Source organism: Tenacibaculum larymnensis (genome assembly GCF_028829235.1).
Lineage (GTDB): Bacteria > Bacteroidota > Bacteroidia > Flavobacteriales > Flavobacteriaceae > Polaribacter > Polaribacter larymnensis.
On sequence record NZ_JAIWJY010000004.1, the window covers coordinates 37846 to 62231 of the forward strand.

Consider the following 24386-nt stretch of genomic DNA (forward strand, 5'->3'; position numbering starts at 1 on the left):
TTTACTTAAAAAGATTAATAGAAACCGTTGCTAATTCCGAGTTTGGGAACTTCTTAAACGTATTTTTATCATAAGTCAACCCAATAGCTTCCATAGCGTTCATATACTCATCAAGTTCAATAATATATTGGTCGGAATAGCCATGTGTTGCGTCGTAGGCAGTTGCAGCTGTTTTTCCTAAGTTTTTAGCAACCGATTCTGGTTTTGAGGTATGTAGTTCAATTAATAACAGCCCAAATTTACTGATATAGGGTTTCCATTTATTGAAATGTTGTTTTAATGATTCTACCACAAGGTTATTGTTTAAACGTTTTCCTCTGTAAGCATAAGCTCCAGTTGAATTGGTAATAGTTAAATTATCGTTGGGAGTAGGCTTTTGCCAAATTCTGTTGTGATCTAAAAAGGTGCGGACATTCAATAAATCAGAAAGATTAATGCCATATTTATCATGTAAATCTTCTGATAACGCTTTAGGGTTCCCAATATCTCCCCAAATCACTTTCGCCCAAATATCGGCTTGTACCAGATTTTTACGAGTAATTTTTAATGCAGCTTCGTTATAATCGACACCAATAAGTAAAAGTGGATAATCCTCCAACATAGTACCTCTTTTGGTTTGATGTTCAATTACGTTAAATAAATGTTTTAAAAAAGCACCATTACCACAACCAACATCTAAAATTCCTTTAGGTTGCTCATTAATAGGTTTGTTAAATAGATTGATGATTATTTCATCAATAACTTTAAAATAGGTTGAGTGTGCGCCTCCGCTTCCCCAAACGTTCATTTCTCTATCTACATGAATTTCGTCATTTCCAACTTCTGAAGTTCTGAAAATATCAGGATTTCCAAATATAAGTTTGTCTAGTTTTCTAAGAGTAGGGATATAGGATACTGTAACTCCGTAAGCACTTGCTCTTCTTGCAAAAAATAAGCCTTCATCAGTAAATTCATATGAGTCATTTGTTTTGGAAAACCAACCTAAATTGGTTAATAAATCAAGTAGTCGACTAAAATTATCAGCGTCTTTATGAAATTCATCAGCGCTAAATTTTGTTTGCATAAAGTATTTATGAAACATACCGCTCATTCCTAATAAAACTATTGTTGGACCAACGATAATTCCTTCAATATGTGTAAGAATTTGCGCTATGATTTCTTTTTCTTCGGAAGTTGATGGAGGTTCAATTCCGAAATTGTTTGTAAAGTTTTTATATAGGTTTTCTAGCTTTATAAAAGGTTCAATTTCAAATTTTCTGGCGCTATAATTTTCAGAAAACTTCAACAATGAAAAAGCTTCCTTGTATAAATGAAAATAAGAAAAAGCAATAGCAGAAGCTTTATTTACTTCAAACCAAACTTTATTTTGAGTATTGTCTACATGTTGTGTTAGCCAACCTTGTGAGCAGAGCGTTCTTAAGGCAACATTTAAGTAACCATCATTAGCTTTGAAATGATTGGTGATTTCAGTTAAACTAACTGATTTTTTATCTAACAAATATTCTGTAATTCCTTTTTCGTATAAAGTGTAGGCTGCGGGACAAGTTACAATTCCGTCTAAATGACGAAATAACCTACTTCTTAATGCAGATTTTTCTTGTTTTGTTAACATATAGAGAGATTATTTGTCTTAAATATAGCTATTTAAGTTTAAACGTACTCTTAAGTAAGACTATTGATAGGTGAATGTAAAAGATATAATATTTATAATATCTGAACTTGTATACTCTTTCTTTTGTTTAAGGCAATTTCCTTTGTAGTCTTTAGAGAGACATTCAAACTTGATAGTATTTACAAGATTGTTGTCTTTATTAGTAACCACAATTTTTGAAAGTTGACCATCTGTGTATTGGTATTGATGTGTATAAAACGTAGAGAAATTATCTACTATCTTATCAATTAATCCTTTTTGAGTATAATAAGCAATGACTTCATTTTGCTTATACTGTTTTTGGGTGTAACAACTAATACGTTCTCGTTGTTTTGGTTTCCAGCGTGTTTTACAGTAATAAGGAAGTTTATTTGGATAAGAACGTTTTTCAAACCAAAGACGTTTTTCGGTTTGTTCGATAATATTGCCTAGGTTATCAGTGGTTTTTGATGATTTTACACGTCCATTTTTAGTAAAATGTAGTTTTTTAGTTTGAATTAACTTTTTTTGATCGTTTTCTATTACATATGTCTCTTCTATCAAGCTCTTAATATCACTTGAAAAACCATGTTTTTTTAAATATTGTTTAGAGGCACAGGATTGAAGTATACAAACAAATAAAAAGAATAGTAACTGTTTCATCTTAAATGAAATTAGATACTATAATATACTAAGTTTTTTTACAATTTGGCTATGTACAAACGAATAATAGTCTTGATATTGAGGAAGTAGTACGTTTTTGTAGTCTTTGGTGTTTAGAATTGTTTCTAAAGGAAATAATTTAAGTTCGGCAACTTCTTCTTCTTGAAGAGTTAAATCTTTAACAGAAACTGTTAATTCTGCAATAAATACATGATGAAACTCATTATCGATAATTCCATTCGGATGATTTACCATGTGTTTTCGTGTACCTATTTTATGCAAGTGTTCAGAAAGAATATCAAAACCTATTTCTTCTTTAATTTCTCTAATAGCAGCAATTTTAATGTCTTCACCAGCGGCTATATGTCCTGCTACAGAAATATCCCATAAACCAGGAAACACTTTTTTTGTTAATGCTCTTTTTTGAAGTAGTATTTGTTGATCTGGAGTATATAACCAAATATGAATAGTAGGGTGGAAGTAGCCATTTTTGTGAGCTTCGGATTTTAAGCAGGTTTTTCCTGTGTAGTTTCCGTTTTCGTCAACAATATCTATTAATTCATCCATAAGAGGTTGGTAAAAAAAACGTCATTACAGGGAAGTAATGACGTTTAATTATTTTTATTATTTGAAATAAGAGAAGTTTTCTCCGTCTTCAATTTTTAATAAACTTTCGTAAATCATTTTAATTACGTTTTCAACATCTTCACGGTGTACCATTTCAACGGTAGTGTGCATGTAACGTAATGGTAAAGAGATTAAAGCAGAAGCAACACCGCCATTGCTATATGCAAATGCATCAGTATCAGTTCCTGTAGCTCTTGATAAGGCAGAGCGTTGGAAAGGAATTTTGTTAGCTTCGGCAGTATCAATAATTAAATCTCTTAATTTTTGTTGCACAGCAGGAGCATAGGCTACTACAGGACCTTTACCTAACTCTAAATGACCTTCTTTCTTCTTGTCGATCATAGGTGTAGTAGTGTCATGAGTTACATCGGTAACAATAGCAACATTAGGTTTAATGGTTTCAGTAATCATTTGTGCACCACGTAAACCAATTTCTTCTTGAACTGAGTTTGTAATATACAGTCCGAAAGGTAATTTTTTCTTGTTTTCGTGTAGTAAACGAGCTACTTCAGCAATCATAAACCCACCCATACGGTTGTCTAATGCACGACAAACAAACTTATTTCCATTCAAAATATGGAATTCATCTGGATATGTAATAACACAACCAACATGCACACCTAGTTTTTCTACTTCTTCTTTAGTAGCGCATCCTAAATCAATAAAAATATTATCAGGTTTAGGAGCTTCTTCTTTTGCTTTATTACGTGTATGAATTGCTGGCCATCCGAAAACACCTTTTACAATTCCATTTTTTGTGTGAATGTTTACAATTTTACTAGGAGCAATTTGGTGGTCGCTACCTCCGTTACGGATTACATAAATTAACCCGTCATCAGAAATATAATTTACATACCAAGAAATTTCATCAGCATGTCCTTCAATAACTACTTTATATTTAGCATCAGGATTTATAACTCCTACAGCAGAACCATAAGTGTCTGTAATGAACTCGTCAACATAAGGTTTTAAATAGTCCATCCATATTTTTTGCCCTTCCCATTCGTATCCAGTAGGAGCAGCATTATTTAAATATTTTTCTAAGAAGTCTATCGACTTTTTATTTAAAATAGATTTATCAGCCATAACTTAAACGTTAATTTTAATGTTATTAATCTTTCTTTTCTTTTTCTTTAGGTTTATCAGCTCCCCAAAAACGTCTTTTTTCAATGAATTCTTCTTGTTCTTGAAGTTGTTTAGGTGTTAATACCTTTAAAAAAGATGGGTGTTGCTCTATAGCATATTCAATTTTCTCAACAATGCTAGCTACATCTTCATTTTCGTAATCAATTTCTAAAGGCTCTTTAATAACCATAGATTGTAGTACGTTACGTTTTTTTATCATCAACCCTTTTTTGTCAAAAGAACGTCTAAACCCGTCAATTACTATAGGAACTACAATAGGTTTGTAGGTTTTAATAATATGAGCTGTACCACGGCGAATAGGCTTAAAAGGGGTAGTTGTACCTTGTGGGAAGGTGATTACCCAACCATCATCTAAAGCCTTACCTATATTAGAAATGTCAGACATTTTTACTTGTCTGTTTACATCTTTACCAGCGCTTCTCCAAGTTCTTTCAACAGAAACAGAACCTACATAAGCAAAAATTTTGGGAAGTAAACCAGAACGCATGGTTTCACCTGCAGCAACATAATAAATGTTTAGTTTAGGTTTCCATAAATAACCTACGTTTCTAATATTGTCGTCTCTACCTTTTAAAGCAGCGTTAAATACATGAAACATGGCTGCTACATCGGCAAAGTAAGTTTGATGGTTAGAAATAAATAGTACTTTTTGGTCGGGGAGACTTCTTAAAACATCCATTCCCTCTATTTGTAGGTCATTAAACTTACGGTAACGTCCGTGAGAAATAACTCCGAGAACTTGTATTAAAAATCTTTTAATGAACAATATATGTCCAAAAGGATTCCTTTTAAATAAAGGCATTTTTATAATCAGGTTTTATTAGTGTAAATGCTAAATTACAAAAGAAAACCATAAAAAAAACTATTTAAATAAATCTTTAATTTCTGAAAGCATCATGGCAGTTGCACCCCACACAATGTAATCGTTTAATTTAAAGCATGGTACCTCAATATTTTTCATGTATGAGGTTTCCATTTCTACTGAAGTTAAGTTTGAATCGTCTAATAAATCAGCTAATAAAACTTCAATAATTTCTGCAACTTCTTCATTTGGAGTAAAATGAGGTGTTTTTTCTGAAATACCTATAAATGGAGCTACTAAAAAGTTACTAGGAGGAATATAAGCGTCTGAAGTTTGTCGTATTATTTCAATAGATTTATAGTGTACACCAACTTCTTCAAAAGTTTCACGTAAAGCAGTTGTTTGTAGGTTATTATCCTCTTTATCGAATTTACCTCCAGGAAAACTTATTTGTGATGAATGTGCTCCATTATAACTGGCTCTTTCAGTAAGTAAAAAACGTGTTTGGTTATTATTGTCAGGATAAAATAACGCTAAAACAGCTGCTTTTCTAGGATTTTTACTTTGTATTAATTCTTCTGAAAAACGTGTTCTTAACTTTGGAGCTAATTTAAATTGAGATGTTAAACCACCCAGTTGCTTTTGCTGCAATCGTTCTATTTGATTGATGAAATCAGAAAAAGTCATTCGTTTTTAATCTTTTTTATTTTTTTATTTACATAATAAGCTGCTATCCAGCCCGCAATAAAAAACATGTATCCAAGAACGGCATAAATAACCTGTTTTATATATTTATCCTTTGGGAACTCATGTTCACCGTCATATCTATAATCTGTGAAATTATTATCTCCTGGTATATTCCATATTTTTATTGAATCTTTTATTCCTTTTGTTCTTTCTTTATCTTTTGGTAGAATTAAATCTTTTGATATATTCTTATTCGTTTTGAAATATACACATACTAACTGTCCCCCATGTGCAGTTTGAATTGATTCCATAGAGTCAATTACCACAATCTCTTTTTTGAACAAATGTGACTTTTTGATCATTCCATATCCTCCTCTGAATACTAGAGCTAATAGAAAAAAGCCTGCTATAGAGCCAAACTGTATAAAAATTAATATTGCTTTTGCCCATACTAATCTTTTCATTTTTTGATTCATTGGCGATTTTAGCGTGTTTACTTAGTTTTTAGTATTTTAGGACAAACTTATCAATTTACAAGATAAAAGTTATAAATTTTGGCTTGAATTTTGATTTGTTAAGTGTGGAATTAATTTAATACTAAATGAATAAAGAAAAAAAGTACCAAAAACTAGCATTAAGTTTATTGTTTGACGCTATTGGGTATGTATCTTATTTAATACCTGGGCTTGGAGAGTTGTCTGATATTGTTTGGGCACCAGCATCTGCGTATATAATGACAAAAATGTATAAAGGAAATAAAGGTAAAGTAGCAGGAGCCATTGCTTTTATCGAAGAAGCAATGCCTGGGTTAGATGTTGTACCAACATTTACTCTTATGTGGTTATATACTTATGTGTTTTCTTCAAAAGGATCAAAAACTACAATTGAAGTTTAGTCTTTTAAATTGTATAAAAAATAAAGAGCTTCCAATTTTGGAAGCTCTTTTTGTATTCTATAGCTATAAACTATTTTTTGATAATCTTTTTAGTAAACGATTTTTGACCGTCGTTTACTTCAAGAATATAAATTCCGTTATTTAAGCTTGAAATATTAAGATTGTTATGAGTAACCTTTCCTGTTAAAACTTGTTGACCTGTTAAGGTTGTAACTTTAAAAGTAGCATTTCTGTCATCTGCTAATTTAATTTTTACGAAGTCTACACTAGGGTTTGGTAAAACACTAGCATCAAAGATAGAAGCTTCATTTCCTAACTTTCCATCAATAGTAATATTACTGTCTCCTAATCCTTTTGCGCTAGCACCTATGTTTACCGTATAATCTTCAACTTCACCATAAGAAAAAGTTTCACAAGGTGAAGGAGCTGCATTCCATTTCATTGATACACGCATTCTTGTAGCGCCTGCTAAAGCAGAGGTAGGTACAGAAAAATTATATGATAAATTACCAGAGCTAGATGAAGAGCCACTAACAACTTCTTCAGAAGATTCAAAAGTTCCGTTTTGGTTGAAGTCAATCCAAACTTTCCAATATTCAGTATAAGAAGAGCTAGAAAAACCTGCACTCACAACTATAGTGTTACTTCCGTAAGGTAAATTACCAGTTAAAGACGTAAAGTCTGCATATCCACTATTAGCGCCAGTAGTATTTGAAATTCCTCCGATAGCAACATTGTCAATCCATTCATAATTTACGTTATTCCCTTTAGTGCTACAGTAAGAAACTGTGTTTGCTAAAGTTGTTACATTTACTGTATTACTAGCTGAAGAAATATTATTAGCAGCATCTTTTGCTTTTACAGAAAATGTATAGCTTGTTGAAGCTGTTAACCCACTTACAGAATAGCTTGTTGCAGTAACAGTTGTTATTTTTGTGTTTCCTTGATATACTTCATATCCTGTAACACCAGTATCATCTGTTGATGCTGTCCAACTTAGGTTAACAGAAGTTTGTGTTATGATAGAAGCAGCAACGTTAGTAGGGGTTGATGGAGCAGTAGTGTCTGGAGTAGTAGATCCGCCATTAATGTTGTGGTTTCCCAAGCCGCTAAATGTATCTTTAGCTAAGATATCCCATTCAGAAGTTGTATAAGAACTGTTAGGAGATGTAACAGAAGATTTTCTTTGCATTGTTTTGTCTTGCGCAAATGTAGAAGAGCTATTAGGATCTCCAATTAAATCGATAAGGGTACTTCCTTTAAATAAACCAACAGCGTCGTTTCCGTTAAAAGAAATTACACCTGTATCTGTTCTGTCTGCTTTGTTAAGTATTGTGCTAGAAGCACTACTATTAGCGATTACATAAACATTTCCATTTGTTAATTGGCCACTTAAAGTTAAAGTATTAGTCCACCCGCCACCATTAGCAGCTTTTTTTAATGAATATCCAGATAAGTTTACAGTAGCTCCAGTAAAATTAGCAATTTCAATAGCTTTATTGTTTGAAGAACCTTCTACATATTCAGAAATTAATAAATCTGTTGCTGTTCCGTTTCCTCCACCTGAACTAGTATTAGTTGTTACAGAAACTGAATTGCTAGAAGTAGATTCATTACCTGCTGCATCTTTGGCTTTTACAGAAAAAGTATAATTAGTAGCTGCTGTTAAATTTATAACAGTATAAGAAGTTGAAGAGGTTGTGGCTATTTTAGCAGCTCCATTATATACATCATATCCTGAAACACCAATATTATCTGCAGAAGCTGACCAAGTTAAATCAACTGTAGTTTCAGTAATGTTAGAAGCAGATAAGTTAGTAGGAGCAGTAGGAGCTTGGGTGTCAGAACCACTACCTCCTCCAAATAAATCTTCAGCTTGAGGACCTCCCCAAATTTCAGTAGCAAAAGCAGGGTTGTCAATAAAAGGATTACGATTTCCTTGAATTCCTTCTAAAATAGGATTACGTTGTTTTTCAAAGTCAGATACAGGATCGTCTACATTCCATTGAATAAACAAAGCAAGCATGTTAGAATCAGAAGCCATAGTAGCTCCTGTACCAACACCAGTAGGTAAACATTGATTACCGTAACGTAAATACATATACATCATCATACGGGCAACATCACCTTTCCATTCATCACCAGGGTACCAGCCACCAGAAACACTACCAGCATTACCAGAACCATCTGCAAATTTTTTACTACTTCTTTGAGAGTTGAAAGAAATATCAGCAGCTCTTAAATGATGTGCGTCAGCACCAGGACCAGAAGTTCCTAAATTAGGGTTTCCTAATGATTTAGCATATACGTGTTCTCTGTTCCATTGTGTACCAGCAGTACCACCGTTAGCATCCTTATCTCTAGTTCTGTCAGTAACATAATTACCATCAGTGTCACTATATCCGTAAATTAATAAAACTTTACTAGGATCGTTAGGATCTAAATCGGTTTGTTTTAAAGCGTTCCACACACCAGGAGTATATGATAAGTTAGTGGTATGTGTATTAATAATTTTTGTAGCCAGTTCATTTTTTAGAGCAGAACCCGATAAATTTAGGTTTACATCGTTATAGTATGATGGAATCTGTGAAAAAACTGATAGAGATACTATCAAAAAAAAGAAGAGTAGTTTATGTTTCATAATATTTTCTTGAAATGTTAAAATTTTGTTAACTCGTTACAAATCAATAAAAAATATAATTTTCCAATGTTACCAAAAGGTTAATAATCAGTTGTATATCTTTTGTAGATAACTAGTTTATAGTTTTTCCTTTATTTTGCGTAAATTTGCACGCTAAAATTAGAGATTGATTATGAAGATATCATACAATTGGTTACAACAATTTTTACAAACAGACTGGGAGGCTGAGAAAACAGGTGAGTTATTGACTGATTTAGGTCTTGAAGTTGAAGGAATAGAAACTGTAGAGAGTATTAAAGGAAGCCTTAAAGGAGTTGTCGTAGGTGAAGTTAAAACTTGTGAAAAGCATTCAAATGCAGACAAGTTAAAAGTTACTACTGTTGATTTAGGAGATGGTAACCCTGTGCAAATTGTATGTGGTGCACCAAATGTTGCAGCAGGTCAAAAAGTACCTGTAGCTACTGTTGGTACCATGTTGTATGATGAAAAAGGAGAAGGCTTTAAAATCAAAAAAGGAAAGATTAGAGGAGAAGAGAGTCACGGAATGATTTGTGCTGAAGATGAATTAGGTTTAGGACAAAGTCATGACGGAATTATGGTTTTAGACGAAAGTTTGGTTCCAGGTACTCCTTGTTCAGAAGTTTTTAATATTGAAACGGATCACGTTTTTGAGATTGGTTTAACACCAAACCGTGCGGATGCAATGAGCCATTACGGTGTTGCACGTGATTTAAGAGCTGGATTAATTCAGCAAGGAACTAATATTGAATTAATTTCTCCATCAGTATCAGACTTCCATGTTGATGAGCGTACTCATAAAATCGATATCGAAATTGAAGATAAAGATTTAGCTCCTCGTTATTGTGGTATTACAATAACTGATGTAGAAGTAAAAGAATCACCAGAGTGGATTCAAAATAGGTTAAAAGCAATTGGATTGACCCCTAAGAATAATATCGTAGATATTACAAATTACGTATTACACGAATTAGGACAGCCATTACATGCTTTTGATGCTTCTAAAATTAGAGGAGGTAAAGTAGTAGTAAAAACTTTAGAGGAAGGAACAAAATTTACTACTCTAGATGATGTAGAAAGAGAGTTATCTTCTGAAGATATTATGATTTGTGATGCGGATGATAATCCGTTATGTATTGGAGGAGTATTTGGAGGAGCAAAATCAGGTGTAACAGAGCATACAACTTCTATTTTCTTAGAAAGTGCTTACTTCAATCCAGTATCGGTTAGAAAAACAGCAAAACGTCATGGATTAAATACGGATGCTTCTTTCCGTTTCGAAAGAGGAATTGATATTAATACTACAAAGTATGCTTTAAAGCGTGCTGCTTTATTAATTGAAGAATATGCAGGAGGAAAAATGTCTTCTGATATTTTAGATTTTTACCCAGTAAAGGTGGAAGATTTTGAGGTATTCTTATCGTTTGATAATGCATACAAATTAATAGGTCAGGAAATTCCGAAAGAAACCATTAAAAAGATTTTAGCTTCATTAGATATTAAAATAAATAGTGTTACTGAAGCTGGTTTAGGGCTAGTAGTACCTTCTTATAGAGTAGATGTACAACGTGAGTCGGATATCATAGAAGAGATTTTACGTGTTTATGGATATAATAACATTGAGTTTTCTCATAAACTAAACACATCAATTTCTTTTGATAGTGATAAAAATGTTAAGATTGAAAACATTGTAGCTGACCAGTTAACGTCGATAGGTTTTAATGAAACTATGGCTAATTCGTTAACGAAAGCTGATTATATTGAGTTATCTGATAACTTGAACGCTGATTTTAATGTTGAAATGCTTAATCCGTTGAGTAATGATTTAAAAGTAATGCGTCAATCGTTACTATTTAGTGGATTAGAGTCAGTTGCTTACAATATCAATAGAAAGAATAATTCATTAAAGTTTTATGAGTTCGGTAAAACGTATCATAAATACGAAAGTGGTTACCAAGAAGACAAGCATTTAACATTGTTTGTTACAGGAAATAGAACACAAGATAGCTGGAAAGTTGCTTCACAAGCATCAGACTTCTTCTATGTTAAAGGAGTTGTAACAGCTTTATTAAGTCGTTTAGGAATTGATAAACTAAAAACTACTCCAACAAAATCAGATGTGTTTTCTGAAGGAATCACATTAAGCTTAGGAAAAACTAAATTAGTAGAGTTAGGAGTTGTTAAAAGAGCAATTTTAAAAGAGTTTTCAATTAAACAAGAAGTATTATTTGCTGATTTTAACTGGCAAAATATTTTAGGTTTAGTTGGAAAGAAAAAAATAAAAGTAGCTGATTTACCTAAATTTCCTGCTGTAAAGCGTGATTTAGCCTTGTTATTGGATAATAAAGTTGAATTCAAAGAAATTTATAACTTAGCATTTCAGTCAGAAAGAAAGCTTTTAAAAGAAGTAGATTTATTTGATGTATACGAAGGAGATAAATTACCAGAGGGTAAAAAATCGTATGCAGTAAGTTTTGTTTTACAAGATGAAAACAAAACATTGGCAGATAAACAAATAGATAAAATAATGCAGAAACTACAGCAAACATTCGAAAAGAGTTTAGATGCTGTATTACGATAATTCAGAAGCTCCATTTTTGGAGCTTTTTTTATATTTAACAAACAAGACAAACTAAAATAAACTGATGTACAAATTACTGATTCGCCCAATTTTTTTTCTTTTTGATCCTGAAAAGATTCATCATTTTACATTTTCATTGGTAAAGTTTTTATCGAAGATACCAGGAGTGCCATCTATTTTTAGAGGAATGTATCAAGTAAATGATAAAAAATTAGAGCGTAACTTATTTGGTTTAACTTTTAAAAACCCTGTAGGATTAGCAGCTGGGTTTGACAAAAATGCAGTGTTGTACAATGAGCTGGCTAATTTTGGGTTTGGTTTTGTTGAAATAGGTACCGTAACACCAAAAGGTCAAGCAGGAAATCCGAAAAAACGCTTATTTCGTTTAAAAGATGATAAAGGAATTATTAATCGAATGGGCTTTAATAATGAAGGTTTAGAAGCAGCGGTTGAACAATTAAAAAAGAACAAAGGAAAGATTCTCATAGGAGGAAACATTGGAAAGAACACGAATACTGCCCCTGAAAATTATACAGAAGACTATGTAGCCTGTTTTAAAGGGTTGCATCCGTATGTAGATTATTTTGTACTAAATGTAAGTTGTCCAAATGTATCTAGTCATGCAAAACTTGAAGATGCCGATTATTTAAAGGAATTAATTACAGAAGTCCAAAAGTTAAATAACGCTGAAGCACAACAAAAACCTATCTTATTAAAGATTGCGCCAGACCTAAACAATCAACAGCTTGATGAAATTATTGAGTTAGTTGCTGAGACAAAGATTGACGGAGTAATAGCTTCAAATACTTCGGTAAATAGAGTAGGTTTAAAAGCTTCTAAAGAACGTTTGGAAGAAATTGGTAATGGAGGTTTAAGTGGTCAACCTGTAAAAGATAGAAGCACAAGAGTGATTCAATACTTAGCAGACAATTCTAACAAAGCATTTCCAATTATTGGAGTAGGAGGTATTCATTCAGAAAAAGATGCTTTAGAAAAGTTAAAAGCAGGTGCAGACTTAGTGCAGGTTTACACAGGTTTTATCTATGAAGGACCAAGTTTGGTAAAAAGAATCAATAAGGCTATTTTGAAAGAAGAAAAATAAAATTTAAGCTATGGAGTTAACGAAGAAGAAAGTTGTTTTTGGGGTGTTGTCAGTTCTTTTAATTTGGTTTTTTTCAGCTATAATAATAGACTCTATATATGATTCTTCAGATAGAGGTACATTTGGAGATATGTTTGGAGCAGTTAATGCATTATTTTCAGGGTTGGCTCTTTTTGGAATTATAGTATCTATTTTAATTCAACAAAAAGAATTAAATCTTCAACGCTTAGAACTTTCTGATACAAGAAAAGAATTCAAGGTAAATAGAATAACTAATATTTTATTTAAACAAGTTGAATATTTAAATAATCATATAAAAAGTATTAAATTTTACACTCCAGGATTAAAACTAAAAGAAGAATATATCAATATAGACATACTTATTCCCTTTTTAATTAATAATAAACCTCTTATAAACTCAATAATAGAACATAATACCAATGGTATTATGCCTGTTATAAATAATGTTTTATCGGTTGTTGATAGTTTTCAGAAAATATTAGATTCTGAGGGTGGGTTAAACGAAAAGGAAAGAAGGCAAATAAAAATGCTTTTCGTAGGAAATATAAACGTACATTTTGTTACTATGCTTGAGTTGAAGGTTGAAATAATAAAGGATAGAGAGTGTAAATTTAAAATTAATAAGTTAATAAACTTTTTAAAAGAATAAACAAATTAATTTATGCTAGAAACCCTTATTTCTTTTGTCTTTGCTACCGCTACCTTAGCTATTTCACCCGGACCTGATAACATTTTTGTATTAACGCAAAGCATTGTTAATGGTAAAAAATATGGGTTGGCAACTGTGGGTGGGTTAATGACGGGATGTATAATTCATACAACTTTGGTGGCTTTTGGAGTATCAGAAATCATAAAACAAAACCCGAACTTATTTTTCATTATCAAGTTATTTGGAGCAGGGTATTTACTGTACTTAGCTTTTCAAGTGTATAAAAGTGATGCTAATATTGCTTTTTCAACAGAAAATGTACAGAAAAAATCAATACTACAATTATTCAAAACAGGTTTTTGGATGAATGTGCTAAACCCTAAGGTTACAATTTTCTTTTTGGCGTTTTTCCCACAGTTTTTGTTTTCTGACAGCTTGTCAAACGTACTCCAGTTTTATGTACTAGGAGGATTATTCATTTTAACATCTTTCTTAATATTTTCTTCCATTGCTATTTTGGCAGGAAAAATTTCTGATTACATTAAACAGCATAATAAAGTAGGAATATACTTAAAGTGGGCACAAATTGTAGTGTTTGTAGGTATTGCTCTGTTGATTTTACTGTAAGGTTAACGAAGCCATTTTATCATGTTCGGAAAAGTCAAGTGAGAAGAATCTTCTTTGCTATTTTGATGACAAAGTCCCATCCATTCTAGTAAAGGTAAACCTATGTAATTTTTGTTTTCAAATTGTTCTATAAGCCATTTGGATTGGTTTTTATAACCATTTTCATGAAAAACAATTTCTGGAGCTAAATTCAGTTTATGTAAAGCGGCATATGACCATATAACAGTGGCTATTTCGTCGCCATCACTGGGCCAATTTTCAGGCATTTCAGGAGTACCAATAAGAAGTCTTTGTTCAGGTAAAGTGGTAGCTATATGACCAGCTTCATGTAATAAATCACCAGGATATTGTAACTTGTTTTTATCCACTAAAATATTCCCTTTATATAATTTTAATCCAGGTAAAAAGCAAGGCTCATCAAGTTTTTGATAAATGATATCAATACCTATTTCTTCAATAAAAGAAGTGATAGTATGTAAAAGTTTCTCTTTAAACATTCTTTATTTGTAGCCAATCCTTCCTGATTAATAATTGTTCAATATGCGCATAGTGATGGTTACAATGCCAAGCATAAATTCCAATATTTTCTTTTAAGCCAACTTCTTCATTTCCGTCAGGATGGATAAACGATTTGTTTAAGTCTTCTTCAGTTAAACCTTTCATGAAGTAAACCCATTTGGCATGTAATGCCTTTAGAGTATCTAACGAAAGTTGAATAGGAGCAGTTTTGGAATCAAATAATTCAGCCCAACGATCTTCAAAATAAGTTTTAATAACTGGTTTATCTTCTGTTAAAGCCCATTTAAAGCGAGTATAAGAATTATGATGACTATCAGCACAGTGATGTATCACTTGCCTAATTGTCCAACCTTCTTCTCTGTACGGAGTATCTAATTGTTCTTCGGATAAATCAGAAACTAACTTATTCAGTCTTTTTGGAAAGTCTTCTATAGTTTCAATCCATTTAGCAATATTTTTAGAAGAAATGTTATTTGGAATTTCAGGTTTACCAATAGGATATTTTAACTTTTCCATTACTCTTCTTTTTTTGAAGTTAGTTTTTCTAAATTTCGTTTAGAACTACTATTTTCAGGATTGATAGCTAGTGCTTTTTTATAGTATTCAATAGCTTTTATAGTATCTTTCATTTTAGTATAAGCATCAGCAGTACTATCATAGGTATTAGAGCTATTAGGGTATAATTCAATGTTTATTTTAAAAACATTAATAGCATTTTCAAACTCATCTTTTCTAAGATATTGATATCCCAATCTGTTTAAGTTTCTCTCTCTAATTACAGGATTTAAACTATCTTTTTCTTTAATAGCTTTATAACCTTTTAAAGCAGCTTCAAAGTTGCCTTCTGTTAAATACTCACTAGGTGTTTTTTCTCCTTTTTTTAGCTTTTTAAAAACATATTTTTCACCATCATGTTCTCTTTTTTCTGCTAACTCTATTTTGTTCTCAGAGGTGTTAAAAATTAACTTTTCATTTAACTCTCTAACGTAAAAAGAAGAATCGTTTACTTTTAAAGGTTCTAAATCTTGATTACGCCATTTTATAAGTAAATTATTATCTTCATTAAAAGTAACTGCTATAATTTCATCAGCATTAAAATAATAGCGCCCGGTTACTTTTTCTATAAACTCTGGAGAGTTTGTTTTAGAACTACAGCTGATTAATAGTAAGGTAAGTGAAAGAATTAAAAATTTAAATTTCATTTTTTGGTTAGTTTTTGTTGAAATATTACACTAATGAGACGACTCAAAATAAAATAAGTTACAAATTAAGTTATTTATAACTTTCGTTGGCATAAGAATTGAATTATACTTGGTGCGATAGACATAAGGTTTTTTGTATTCTTTTGTTTATCAGTTGATTAAGGTTTTTAAAAAGTGGTTTTCTTTCAATAAAAAGATGAAAAGTGCCACTATGACAGAATAAATAAGATATGAGTAAATCAAAAATATTACATTTAGACAATTTGTCGCTTCAAGATGTTTTTAATGAAGATTCGGAGTTAATTCCATTACTAACACCAGAAGATGAAGAGTTAATAAATAGAGAAAGTATTCCAGAAGAGTTACCAATTCTTCCATTACGTAATACAGTTTTATTTCCAGGAGTTGTAATTCCAATTACTGCAGGTAGAGATAAGTCTATTCAGTTAATTAAAGATGCTAACAAGGGAGATAAGGTTGTAGGAGTAGTAGCGCAAAAAGATAGTGAAGTAGAAGATCCAGGAATAGATGATATTTATCAAACAGGTGTGGTTGCACAAATATTACGTGTGTTAAAAATGCCTGATGGTAATACAACTGTAATCATTCAAGGTAAAAAACGTTTCGAGATTGAAGAAGTTATACAAGAAGAACCTTATTTAAAGGCTAAAGTAAAAGAAGCAGTTGATGAACGAGAAATTGATGATCAAAAAGAGTTTGATGCTATTATTGAGTCAATTAAAGATTTAGCATTAGAGGTTATTAAAGAAAACCCTATGTTACCTTCAGAGGCGTCGTTTGCGATAAAAAATATTCAATCAAGTTCATTTTTGGTGAACTTTATTTCATCAAATATGGAGTTAAGTGTATCGCAAAAACAAGTGTTGTTGGAAAAAGACAATTTAAAAGAGCGTGCGCTACTAACGTTAAAAAACTTAGATAAAGAGCTTCAAAAACTACAGTTGCGTAATGATATTCAGTCTAAAACACGTTCTGATTTAGATAAGCAACAACGTGAATATTATTTAAATCAACAATTAAAAACCATTCAAGATGAGTTAGGTGGTGTTTCTCATGAGCAAGAGCTAGATGAAATGCGTGCTAAAGCAAAGTCAAAGAAATGGAATAAAGAGGTTGGAGAAACTTTTGAAAAAGAGTTAAACCGTTTAAGACGTATGAATCCTCAAATGGCCGAATATGGTGTTCAACGTAACTATTTAGAGTTAATGTTGGAGTTACCTTGGGGAGAGTATTCAAAAGATAAATTTGACTTAAAAAGAGCTGAAAAAATCTTAGATAGAGATCATTTCGGATTAGAGAAAGTAAAAGAACGTATTATAGAACATTTGGCTGTTCTTAAGTTACGAGGTGATATGAAATCGCCTATTATCTGTTTATATGGACCTCCAGGAGTAGGTAAAACATCGCTTGGTAAATCGGTTGCTGAAGCACTAGGACGTAAATACGTGCGTATGTCTTTAGGTGGTTTACGTGATGAAGCTGAAATTCGTGGACACCGTAAAACTTATATAGGAGCGATGCCAGGTCGTTTAATTCAAAATATAAAAAAGGCAGGGACTTCAAACCCAGTGTTTGTATTAGATGAAATTGATAAGTTAAGTCAAAGTCATCAAGGAGATCCTTCTTCTGCTATGTTAGAAGTTTTAGATCCAGAGCAAAATACATCGTTTTACGATAATTATTTAGAAGTAGGGTACGACCTTTCTAAGGTATTATTTATTGCTACAGCTAATAACATTAATCAAATTCCATGGGCATTGAGAGATCGTATGGAAATTATTAATGTTACAGGCTATACTATTGAAGAAAAAGTAGAAATAGCAAAAAAATACTTATTTCCTAAGCAGTTAAAAGAGCACGGATTATCTAAAGAGCATTTAACAGTAGGTAAAAAGCAAATTGAGAAAATAGTAGAAGGATATACAAGAGAATCTGGAGTTCGTGGTTTAGAAAAACAAGTAGCAAAAGTAGTTCGTTTCGCTGCAAAATCTATAGCAATGGAGGAGGAGTATAATGTTGCTTTAACAAATGAAGATATAGAAACTATTTTAGGACCTGCACGTTTAGAACGTGATAAATATGAAAGTAATGATGTGGCAGGAGTAGTTACTGGATTGGCTTGGACAAGTGTTGGAGGAGATATTTTATTTATTGAATCTATTCTTTCTAAAGGAAAAGGTAACCTTTCAATTACAGGTAACTTAGGTACGGTAATGAAAGAATCTTCAACAATTGCAATGAAGTATATTAAATCTAATGCGGAGGAGTTTGGAATAAACCCTGAAGTATTAGATAAGTATGATGTACACATTCATGTACCAGAAGGAGCAACTCCAAAAGATGGACCAAGTGCTGGTATTACTATGCTAACTTCTTTAGTATCTTTATTTACGCAACGTAAAGTAAAAAATAAATTAGCTATGACAGGTGAAATTACGTTACGTGGAAAAGTACTTCCAGTTGGAGGTATTAAAGAAAAAATATTGGCTGCAAAACGAGCTAACATCAAAGAAATTATTTTGTGTGCTGATAATAAAAAGGATATAGAAGAGATAAAAGAAAGTTACTTAAAAGGATTAACATTCCATTATGTAACCGATATGAGTGAGGTAATTGATATTGCACTTACCAAACAAAAAGTTAAGAATGCTAAGAAACTTGTATAGTTTATAAAAAAAGCCACTTGTTAAGATATAAGTGGCTTTTTAATTTTAACAAGTTACTTGATTACATAGTAGCTATTTCGTCACCTGGAAGTGCAAATGGCTGACACCAACAAGACACTAATGGAGCTACACCTAAGCATACATATCTTGTATGTGGCGGGCATTTTATAGCTCCTCCATTGATTTCTCTTTGTTCTGATTTATTCAAAACATTTCCTAATTTTGAAATTGAGTTTAACATAATTAATAGATTTTAGGTATTAACTTTTTAATGATCAAAGTCTTCAAGAGGTTCTTCAGCATATTCAAACTCACACCAGCAACCTAACCAGTTACACCTTAATACTTGACCTCTAGGGCAAGTTATTTGGCCTCCATTGATTTCTCTTTGTTCTGATTTGTTCAAAACGTTTCCTAAGTTTGCAATTGATTTTAACATGATTGATTAGTTTTAGTTATTTGTTTTTAATGATCAAAATCTTCAAAAGGTTTTTCAGTATATTCTGGCTCACACCAGCATCTTATCCAGTCACATTTTAAATAAGTTCCTCTAGGACATACAATTTGACCTCCATTAACTTCTCTTTGTTCTGACTTATTCAAAACATTTCCTAAGCTTGAAATTGATTTTAACATGGTTAATTAATTTAATTTTCCTTACTCTATTATATGCTTTTCAGGTTCCGCATTTAAGAATTATGTATCACAAATATTGGGAGATTAGGAAAGGAAAAGAAGCATATTAAGTGACTATTTAAGAAAAAAGCAGGTACTATTTTAAAAAAATGACATCCTTATTGGTTTTTTAAGTTTTTGTTTATCAGTGTCTTGTGGTTTTGTTTAGGGTGATGCATTTATAAATGGAAAATAAACTGATAAAAAAATTAACTTTACCTAAACAGAAAAATTAAAACTTATGAAATGCTTATCTATTGAGTCGTTAATGAAGTATGAATTAACATCAGAAGAAAAATTTAAAATATTTGCAGGGGATCCAATTGCAAAACCAAACACAGAAGTATTTGGTGGACCTGATACAGATGGAGAAGAAGATTGTTTACCTCCACCTCCTGGAGAGGATAGTAGAGATAAATGCTATGAGTACAAAGTTTTTAGTATTTAAAATAATTACAACACTATAACTCTTTATTAATTTTTTCTATAAATTGATAAGGAGTTATACCTATATGTTTTTTAAAAATTCGAGTAAAGGACTTAGAGTTCTTGTATCCAGCTATTTCTCCAATAGCTTGAGTTGTATAAGATCTCACTTTCTTGTCATTACTTAATACTCCAATAATATAATTAATTCGTAACTCATTTGTATAATCATTAAAACTCATTTTTTTATAATCTTTAATGATTTTTGATAAATAAGTTGTGTTAGTACCTATTTTTTTTGCCGCATTATACAGGTTAAACTCTTCTTTTAAAAAGTATTTTTTCTCCTCTATTTTTAATAAACCGTTAATAATTTGTTGATGTTGTTCATCTTTTATTTTTACGGTATTAGATGATGAAAAAGATTTTTCATTTAAGTCTTCTTTTTTTGAGATTTTAGCTAATAATTCATCTAATTTTTCATTAGCTTTTCTTTTTTCTTTAGAATTTTTAAAAACTAGAAAACTAATAATTAGTAGAGTAAGGATTAGTATTATAAAAATTGTTCTGTAATAAAAACTTTTGTTAGCAATGTATTCTTTTAACTCTTTTAACTCTTTTATTTTTTTATCAAGATCTATCTTGTAGGCTCCATTGATTTGCTGTTTTTTTCTTGAAGTAAGTTTTTCATAATCAATAATAAAAGTGTTTAAATGATATTTAGCAGAGTCTATTTTATTTTGCTTAGAGTGAATTTTAGAAAGGTAATAATGTGTGTGTAAATAATTGTAATCTAGAATTGTGTCTTTTTTTATTTTTAAAACCTTTAGAAAGTTCTCTTTTGCTTTGTTTAGATTATTAGACATATAATAATTATAGGCATTATTATAATAACCTTTATATAAGTATGATTGTGATTTACTTTTTTCAAATAATTCTAAGCTTTTTTCAAGGAAAGAACTGGCTTTAGAGTATTCTTCTTTTAAAGTATAGATAGTCCCTTTACCATAATAAACTTTGCCAGTGTAATAGCTATTAAGATTGAACTCTTTTGTTTTTAGTATGGAGTTATAGTAATGTAATGAAGAATCTGCGTATTGATGTTGCTTTTTGTTATTTTTATATAAAGTGGCATAAATAGCGGCAACATTAAACATTCTTTTGTACTTACTACTATAGTACTTATTAGAAAGAGCTTCTTTATTTATTTCTATAAGTTCAAGAGTTTCTTTTGCTTTATTAAGAGCTTTGTCTAACTCTCCCATATCTTGATAAATGAGCGCTATATTACCTTTAATTTTAATAGTTCGCTCAATATCTTTAGCTAAAAAAGCGTAGTTTTCAGCTGCTATATAATTTTGTAAAGCAGATTTAATTAACTTTTTTCTTTTATCAGAATTACCTAATAATATATGGATATCAAATAGTAAGGGAAAATTTTTATTAGTTTTGGCTATCTTGGGTAGATACTTATTTATACTATCTTTAAAAGGAATGTTTATAGGCTGTTTTTCTCTTACTTTTAAATATTCTGTAGCAGCATACCCAAAAGTCTTGTAAGCAACATTATCACTTTGTAAAAGCTTTTTCATATAATATAGAGAGCTATCAACACCAATTTCTCTATTCAAGTAGAACTTTTTTTTAAAATCTTTTAAATCAGTCTCGCTATACTTCTTTGTTGTTTGAGAGAAAGAAACAAAACAAGTAAAAAATACTAAGAAGAGAAACGAAATTTGTTTTAACATGATTTTTTAGAGGAGTTAAAGAATTAATAGGAACTGCAAAATAAAAAATATTTAAATATTTTGAGCTATTAATCAGCAGCTTGTTTTGTTCTTTTTTAATGGTTTATAGAGTGTTATTAGTCTATATACAGATTACTTTAGTAAATAATGTCCAGATAAAAGAAAAGAATTTAGACGATAATTAAAAAGATAAAATACTTTTTATAGGTAAAAAACGTTGTTGTTTTAGTTATATTTAAAAACTTAAAAACAATATCAAATTTAAACCCTTGAATTTTATGAAAAAACTACTTTTATTAACAGGTCTTTTATTCTCTGTAGCTTCGTATTCTCAAATTGAATTTATTGAAACTACTAAAACTGAAATAGTAGGAAAGATAGAGTATGTTTATTTAGAGAAAATAGGAAACGAAGCTTATAACTTTTATTATAAGAATATTAACGATCCTATTCACGAGTATGTTCATTTTTCTTTTAAAAACTTAGATAATGATGTGGAAAAACTACATCAAATAATCGTAAAAGGTTTTGAAGAAAACCCAAGAGATCCTTATAAAATTAAAGCAAACGGGGATGTAATTTGGTTAAAATATACAAAGGTTGATGGAGTTGTTATGTTACAAATTCAACAATATGTAAGCAGAGATCCAGATATTATGACAGTTTCTAAATTACTTACTTATGAAGAAGTAAATAAGTTATTTAGTAAATAATAATTAAGATGATAAGTTAAAAAAAGCAGCCTTTAAGGCTGCTTTTTTTATGACTAGGTTTTTATAACCTTATTAATTTTTTGCTTTGTTTTTAAAAGCATCAAATTTGTTTGTTGTTTGTTTAGGCCAGCTGTTGTTTGAAGTATCAATATCAGCAGTTTCTAAATCAGGATCTACAACAATGCTTTTAATTTCTTGAGAAGAAGTAAATACTCTGAATACTTTACGTTCATCTTTCTTCCATATTTGAGCAGGGAAGGTTTCACGTTTTTTAGTACCATCAGCATATGTTAACTCCACAATAATAGGCATTACTAAACCTCCTGGCTTTTCAAACTCTACCTGATACATATAGTTAGGAATATCTTTTAAGCTAGCTTTTTTATCAGAAGGTAATCCTTTAATATATGCTTCTACTTCAGATTTATCAGCGTTTTCCTTGTCAGTAGTTAAGTATACTAATTTACCTAATTGAGCAAAGTAAGAAGGATATTGTTGTTGTAACTTCTTAGTTTTTTCATTTGGTTTATTAGTTAAATATAAAGGCTTAACCTCTTTAATTCCAATATCAGTATAATCAGTTGTGTAGAACCAACCTCTCCAGAACCAATCTAAGTCCATACCAGAAGCATCTTCCATTGTTCTAAAGAAATCAGCAGGAGTAGGGTGCTTAAACATCCATCTTTTTGAGTATGTTCTAAAAGCATAGTCGAATAATTCAGGTCCCATAATTGTTTGACGTAACATATATAAACCTGCTGCTGGTTTAGTATAAGCATTAGGTCCAAAATTATGCACATAATCACCTTGAGACATAATTGGACTTAACTTATTCTGATCTAAACTCATGTAACGAACAATATCTTTAGGTAAATTACCAGTATTAAAGTTTGGATCGTAATCTAATTCAGCTAAAATTTCTACAAAAGAGTTTAACCCTTCATCCATCCAAGTCCACTGACGCTCATCAGAATTTACAATCATAGGGAAGAAGTTATGACCAACCTCATGAGTAATTACTCCAATCATTCCGTTTTTAACTCTATCAGAATATGTTCCATCAGGATTTGGACGTCCGTAGTTAAAGCAAATCATTGGATATTCCATTCCTTGACGTTTTGCGTGTACAGAAATAGCTTTAGAATATGGGTAATCAAAAGTCATTTTAGAATACTCTTCTAAAGTATTAGCAACAACACGAGTTGAGTGCTCTTCCCATAAAGGATTTCCTTCTTTTGGATATAATGAAATAGCCATTACATCTTTTCCGTTGATGTTTACTGCCATTGCATCCCAAATATATTTTCTTGACGAAGCAAAAGCGAAGTCACGTACTTGGTTAGCTTTAAAATGCCAAGTCTTAGTTTTTGTAGTTCCTTTTTTCTCGTTTGCTTCAGCTTCAACCTGCGTTACAATAAATACAGGATTTTTATACGATTTTCTAGCTTTTTCAAAACGCTTGCGTTGTTCTTTTGTTAAAACTTCTTTTTCGTTTTGTAATTCACCAGTAGCCTCTAAAATATGGTCAGCAGGAACTGTAATTTTTACATCGTAATCACCAAATTCTAAAGCCCATTCACTACGACCCCAGAATTGCATGTTTTGCCATCCTTCAACATTATTATAAACACATAATCTTGGGAAGAACTGAGCAATGGTGTAGTTTTTATTTCCGTCAGGGAAAGACTCAAAACCAGAACGACCACCGTCTTCAACAGAATTGTTGATTAAGTAGTTCCACTTGATTTTAAATTTGAAAATTTCACCTGGAGCCAAAGGCTTTGGCAAATTAATTCGCATCATGGTACGATTAATAGTGTGAGGTAAATCTCTACCATCAGCATATTTTACAGCTTCAATATTAAAACCGAATGCTTTTGGCTTGTCCATGTTTTCACTCACAAACTTATCAGGAGTTTGAAAACCATTAGCTCCTTTAGATTCAGCTAAAGGTGATTTAGAATCTGGAGCTCTCATATTTTGATCTAACTGTAACCATAAGTACTCTAAATGGTCTTTAGAGTTATTGTGGTAAGTAATATCTTCGTCTCCGTATAACCTGTCTGTAGCTTCATCTAAGCGTAAACTCATTACATAGTCAACTTTTTGTTGCGTGTATGCATGACCTGGCGCTCCTGATGCTGTACGTTGATCGTTAGGAGTTGCTAAAACATCTTTTAATTGTCGAAATTTGTTTTGGTCGGTATGACCTTGCTGGCGTTCTTTTTTAGGAGCTTCTTGGGCAAATAAGGAAGCGGATACAAAGAGTGCCGAGAATAATAGCGTAGAATATTTTCTCATTATATGCTTATTAGTTTTTGAATAAA

24 protein-coding genes are annotated in these 24386 nt (G+C 31.2%); 8 read left to right on the forward strand and 16 right to left on the reverse strand.

Annotated features, from left to right (window positions below):
• Position 1 precedes the first annotated feature (1 nt).
• The 7 genes from LCI24_RS07065 to LCI24_RS07095 are packed head-to-tail and all read right to left on the reverse strand — an operon-like array spanning position 2 to position 6019.
• A complete protein-coding gene (locus LCI24_RS07065; protein ID WP_274639745.1) occupies positions 2 to 1612 on the reverse strand; it encodes a class I SAM-dependent methyltransferase in 1611 nt (536 codons plus the stop codon).
• 60 nt (positions 1613 to 1672) lie between these two features.
• Positions 1673 to 2293: a hypothetical protein gene (locus tag LCI24_RS07070; RefSeq protein ID WP_274639746.1), complete on the reverse strand. Its 621-nt coding sequence runs from the start codon at positions 2291 to 2293 to the stop codon at positions 1673 to 1675.
• Between the two features lie 18 nt (positions 2294 to 2311).
• Positions 2312 to 2860, reverse strand: coding sequence for an NUDIX hydrolase (locus tag LCI24_RS07075; protein WP_274639747.1), 549 nt, complete (start codon positions 2858 to 2860; stop codon positions 2312 to 2314).
• A gap of 57 nt (positions 2861 to 2917) precedes the next feature.
• A complete protein-coding gene (locus LCI24_RS07080; RefSeq protein WP_274639748.1) occupies positions 2918 to 4006 on the reverse strand; it encodes a M42 family metallopeptidase in 1089 nt (362 codons plus the stop codon).
• 25 nt (positions 4007 to 4031) lie between these two features.
• Positions 4032 to 4868: a lysophospholipid acyltransferase family protein gene (locus tag LCI24_RS07085; RefSeq protein ID WP_047789545.1), complete on the reverse strand. Its 837-nt coding sequence runs from the start codon at positions 4866 to 4868 to the stop codon at positions 4032 to 4034.
• 60 nt (positions 4869 to 4928) lie between these two features.
• Positions 4929 to 5555: an NUDIX hydrolase gene (locus tag LCI24_RS07090; protein ID WP_274639749.1), complete on the reverse strand. Its 627-nt coding sequence runs from the start codon at positions 5553 to 5555 to the stop codon at positions 4929 to 4931.
• Positions 5552 to 6019, reverse strand: coding sequence for a hypothetical protein (locus LCI24_RS07095; protein ID WP_274639750.1), 468 nt, complete (start codon positions 6017 to 6019; stop codon positions 5552 to 5554). The genes LCI24_RS07090 and LCI24_RS07095 overlap by 4 nt, the downstream gene beginning before the upstream one ends.
• Positions 6020 to 6156: 137 nt before the next feature.
• Between LCI24_RS07095 and LCI24_RS07100 the strand changes: the two genes are divergently transcribed.
• On the forward strand, positions 6157 to 6450 hold the full coding sequence (locus LCI24_RS07100) for a hypothetical protein (RefSeq protein WP_274639751.1): 294 nt from the start codon (positions 6157 to 6159) through the stop codon (positions 6448 to 6450).
• A gap of 70 nt (positions 6451 to 6520) precedes the next feature.
• Here the strand turns inward: LCI24_RS07100 and LCI24_RS07105 are convergent, their stop codons facing one another.
• Positions 6521 to 9091, reverse strand: a complete 2571-nt coding sequence (locus LCI24_RS07105; RefSeq protein ID WP_274639752.1) for an endonuclease — start codon at positions 9089 to 9091, stop codon at positions 6521 to 6523.
• 172 nt (positions 9092 to 9263) lie between these two features.
• Here LCI24_RS07105 and pheT point away from each other — a divergent pair, with 172 nt between their 5' ends.
• From pheT to LCI24_RS07125, 4 genes are all read left to right on the forward strand, one after another.
• Positions 9264 to 11690 (forward strand): phenylalanine--tRNA ligase subunit beta, encoded by a 2427-nt coding sequence (gene pheT / locus LCI24_RS07110; RefSeq protein ID WP_274639753.1) that lies wholly within the window; start codon positions 9264 to 9266, stop codon positions 11688 to 11690.
• A gap of 64 nt (positions 11691 to 11754) precedes the next feature.
• Positions 11755 to 12792, forward strand: coding sequence for a quinone-dependent dihydroorotate dehydrogenase (locus LCI24_RS07115; RefSeq protein ID WP_274639754.1), 1038 nt, complete (start codon positions 11755 to 11757; stop codon positions 12790 to 12792).
• Between the two features lie 10 nt (positions 12793 to 12802).
• Complete coding sequence (locus tag LCI24_RS07120) at positions 12803 to 13462, forward strand: hypothetical protein (RefSeq protein WP_274639755.1); 660 nt, start codon at positions 12803 to 12805, stop codon at positions 13460 to 13462.
• A 12-nt stretch (positions 13463 to 13474) separates the two neighbouring features.
• Positions 13475 to 14089: a LysE family translocator gene (locus tag LCI24_RS07125; RefSeq protein WP_274639756.1), complete on the forward strand. Its 615-nt coding sequence runs from the start codon at positions 13475 to 13477 to the stop codon at positions 14087 to 14089.
• 2 nt (positions 14090 to 14091) lie between these two features.
• Here the strand turns inward: LCI24_RS07125 and LCI24_RS07130 are convergent, their stop codons facing one another.
• The 3 genes from LCI24_RS07130 to LCI24_RS07140 are packed head-to-tail and all read right to left on the reverse strand — an operon-like array spanning position 14092 to position 15810.
• Positions 14092 to 14586 carry a hypothetical protein gene (locus LCI24_RS07130; protein WP_274639757.1) on the reverse strand — a complete coding sequence of 165 codons (495 nt, stop codon included), beginning with the start codon at positions 14584 to 14586 and terminating at the stop codon, positions 14092 to 14094.
• Complete coding sequence (locus LCI24_RS07135; protein WP_274639758.1) at positions 14579 to 15124, reverse strand: YfiT family bacillithiol transferase; 546 nt, start codon at positions 15122 to 15124, stop codon at positions 14579 to 14581. Before LCI24_RS07135 ends, LCI24_RS07130 begins: the two co-directional genes overlap by 8 nt.
• Positions 15124 to 15810 (reverse strand): tetratricopeptide repeat protein, encoded by a 687-nt coding sequence (locus LCI24_RS07140; RefSeq protein WP_274639759.1) that lies wholly within the window; start codon positions 15808 to 15810, stop codon positions 15124 to 15126. The genes LCI24_RS07135 and LCI24_RS07140 overlap by 1 nt, the downstream gene beginning before the upstream one ends.
• Positions 15811 to 16040: 230 nt before the next feature.
• Between LCI24_RS07140 and lon the strand changes: the two genes are divergently transcribed.
• A complete protein-coding gene (gene lon / locus LCI24_RS07145; protein ID WP_274639760.1) occupies positions 16041 to 18497 on the forward strand; it encodes an endopeptidase La in 2457 nt (818 codons plus the stop codon).
• A gap of 61 nt (positions 18498 to 18558) precedes the next feature.
• On the opposite strand, the gene LCI24_RS07150 is transcribed toward lon, so the two are convergent.
• The 3 genes from LCI24_RS07150 to LCI24_RS07160 are packed head-to-tail and all read right to left on the reverse strand — an operon-like array spanning position 18559 to position 19133.
• Entirely contained in the window at positions 18559 to 18738 is a 180-nt protein-coding gene (locus LCI24_RS07150) for a hypothetical protein (protein WP_124588444.1), read from the reverse strand.
• 27 nt (positions 18739 to 18765) lie between these two features.
• The gene (locus LCI24_RS07155) at positions 18766 to 18936 is read right to left on the reverse strand and encodes a hypothetical protein (RefSeq protein WP_274639761.1); all 171 of its coding nucleotides are present in this window, start codon (positions 18934 to 18936) and stop codon (positions 18766 to 18768) included.
• 26 nt (positions 18937 to 18962) lie between these two features.
• Complete coding sequence (locus tag LCI24_RS07160) at positions 18963 to 19133, reverse strand: hypothetical protein (RefSeq protein ID WP_164723413.1); 171 nt, start codon at positions 19131 to 19133, stop codon at positions 18963 to 18965.
• A gap of 280 nt (positions 19134 to 19413) precedes the next feature.
• Between LCI24_RS07160 and LCI24_RS07165 the strand changes: the two genes are divergently transcribed.
• Complete coding sequence (locus LCI24_RS07165) at positions 19414 to 19620, forward strand: hypothetical protein (protein WP_274639762.1); 207 nt, start codon at positions 19414 to 19416, stop codon at positions 19618 to 19620.
• 13 nt (positions 19621 to 19633) lie between these two features.
• On the opposite strand, the gene LCI24_RS07170 is transcribed toward LCI24_RS07165, so the two are convergent.
• Positions 19634 to 21229 (reverse strand): helix-turn-helix domain-containing protein, encoded by a 1596-nt coding sequence (locus tag LCI24_RS07170; protein ID WP_274639763.1) that lies wholly within the window; start codon positions 21227 to 21229, stop codon positions 19634 to 19636.
• A gap of 395 nt (positions 21230 to 21624) precedes the next feature.
• Between LCI24_RS07170 and LCI24_RS07175 the strand changes: the two genes are divergently transcribed.
• The gene (locus tag LCI24_RS07175) at positions 21625 to 22059 is read left to right on the forward strand and encodes a hypothetical protein (protein ID WP_099214525.1); all 435 of its coding nucleotides are present in this window, start codon (positions 21625 to 21627) and stop codon (positions 22057 to 22059) included.
• 72 nt (positions 22060 to 22131) lie between these two features.
• Here the strand turns inward: LCI24_RS07175 and LCI24_RS07180 are convergent, their stop codons facing one another.
• Positions 22132 to 24360 carry a M1 family metallopeptidase gene (locus LCI24_RS07180; protein ID WP_274639764.1) on the reverse strand — a complete coding sequence of 743 codons (2229 nt, stop codon included), beginning with the start codon at positions 24358 to 24360 and terminating at the stop codon, positions 22132 to 22134.
• Positions 24361 to 24386: the final 26 nt, after the last annotated feature.

What these genes read in the sequence shown, in the direction of transcription:
- LCI24_RS07125 (WP_274639756.1), top strand. Translation starts at nt 13,475, where the DNA reads ATGCTAGAAACCCTTATTTCTTTTGTCTTTGCTACCGCTACCTTAGCT.
- LCI24_RS07130 (WP_274639757.1), bottom strand. Translation starts at nt 14,586, where the DNA reads ATGTTTAAAGAGAAACTTTTACATACTATCACTTCTTTTATTGAAGAA.
- LCI24_RS07095 (WP_274639750.1), bottom strand. Translation starts at nt 6,019, where the DNA reads ATGAAAAGATTAGTATGGGCAAAAGCAATATTAATTTTTATACAGTTT.
- LCI24_RS07120 (WP_274639755.1), top strand. Translation starts at nt 12,803, where the DNA reads ATGGAGTTAACGAAGAAGAAAGTTGTTTTTGGGGTGTTGTCAGTTCTT.
- LCI24_RS07150 (WP_124588444.1), bottom strand. Translation starts at nt 18,738, where the DNA reads ATGTTAAACTCAATTTCAAAATTAGGAAATGTTTTGAATAAATCAGAA.
- LCI24_RS07135 (WP_274639758.1), bottom strand. Translation starts at nt 15,124, where the DNA reads ATGGAAAAGTTAAAATATCCTATTGGTAAACCTGAAATTCCAAATAAC.
- LCI24_RS07180 (WP_274639764.1), bottom strand. Translation starts at nt 24,360, where the DNA reads ATGAGAAAATATTCTACGCTATTATTCTCGGCACTCTTTGTATCCGCT.
- LCI24_RS07105 (WP_274639752.1), bottom strand. Translation starts at nt 9,091, where the DNA reads ATGAAACATAAACTACTCTTCTTTTTTTTGATAGTATCTCTATCAGTT.
- LCI24_RS07085 (WP_047789545.1), bottom strand. Translation starts at nt 4,868, where the DNA reads ATGCCTTTATTTAAAAGGAATCCTTTTGGACATATATTGTTCATTAAA.
- pheT (WP_274639753.1), top strand. Translation starts at nt 9,264, where the DNA reads ATGAAGATATCATACAATTGGTTACAACAATTTTTACAAACAGACTGG.
- LCI24_RS07080 (WP_274639748.1), bottom strand. Translation starts at nt 4,006, where the DNA reads ATGGCTGATAAATCTATTTTAAATAAAAAGTCGATAGACTTCTTAGAA.
- LCI24_RS07155 (WP_274639761.1), bottom strand. Translation starts at nt 18,936, where the DNA reads ATGTTAAAATCAATTGCAAACTTAGGAAACGTTTTGAACAAATCAGAA.
- LCI24_RS07165 (WP_274639762.1), top strand. Translation starts at nt 19,414, where the DNA reads ATGAAATGCTTATCTATTGAGTCGTTAATGAAGTATGAATTAACATCA.
- LCI24_RS07175 (WP_099214525.1), top strand. Translation starts at nt 21,625, where the DNA reads ATGAAAAAACTACTTTTATTAACAGGTCTTTTATTCTCTGTAGCTTCG.
- lon (WP_274639760.1), top strand. Translation starts at nt 16,041, where the DNA reads ATGAGTAAATCAAAAATATTACATTTAGACAATTTGTCGCTTCAAGAT.
- LCI24_RS07115 (WP_274639754.1), top strand. Translation starts at nt 11,755, where the DNA reads ATGTACAAATTACTGATTCGCCCAATTTTTTTTCTTTTTGATCCTGAA.
- LCI24_RS07090 (WP_274639749.1), bottom strand. Translation starts at nt 5,555, where the DNA reads ATGACTTTTTCTGATTTCATCAATCAAATAGAACGATTGCAGCAAAAG.
- LCI24_RS07100 (WP_274639751.1), top strand. Translation starts at nt 6,157, where the DNA reads ATGAATAAAGAAAAAAAGTACCAAAAACTAGCATTAAGTTTATTGTTT.
- LCI24_RS07070 (WP_274639746.1), bottom strand. Translation starts at nt 2,293, where the DNA reads ATGAAACAGTTACTATTCTTTTTATTTGTTTGTATACTTCAATCCTGT.
- LCI24_RS07065 (WP_274639745.1), bottom strand. Translation starts at nt 1,612, where the DNA reads ATGTTAACAAAACAAGAAAAATCTGCATTAAGAAGTAGGTTATTTCGT.
- LCI24_RS07160 (WP_164723413.1), bottom strand. Translation starts at nt 19,133, where the DNA reads ATGTTAAAATCAATTTCAAGCTTAGGAAATGTTTTGAATAAGTCAGAA.
- LCI24_RS07075 (WP_274639747.1), bottom strand. Translation starts at nt 2,860, where the DNA reads ATGGATGAATTAATAGATATTGTTGACGAAAACGGAAACTACACAGGA.
- LCI24_RS07140 (WP_274639759.1), bottom strand. Translation starts at nt 15,810, where the DNA reads ATGAAATTTAAATTTTTAATTCTTTCACTTACCTTACTATTAATCAGC.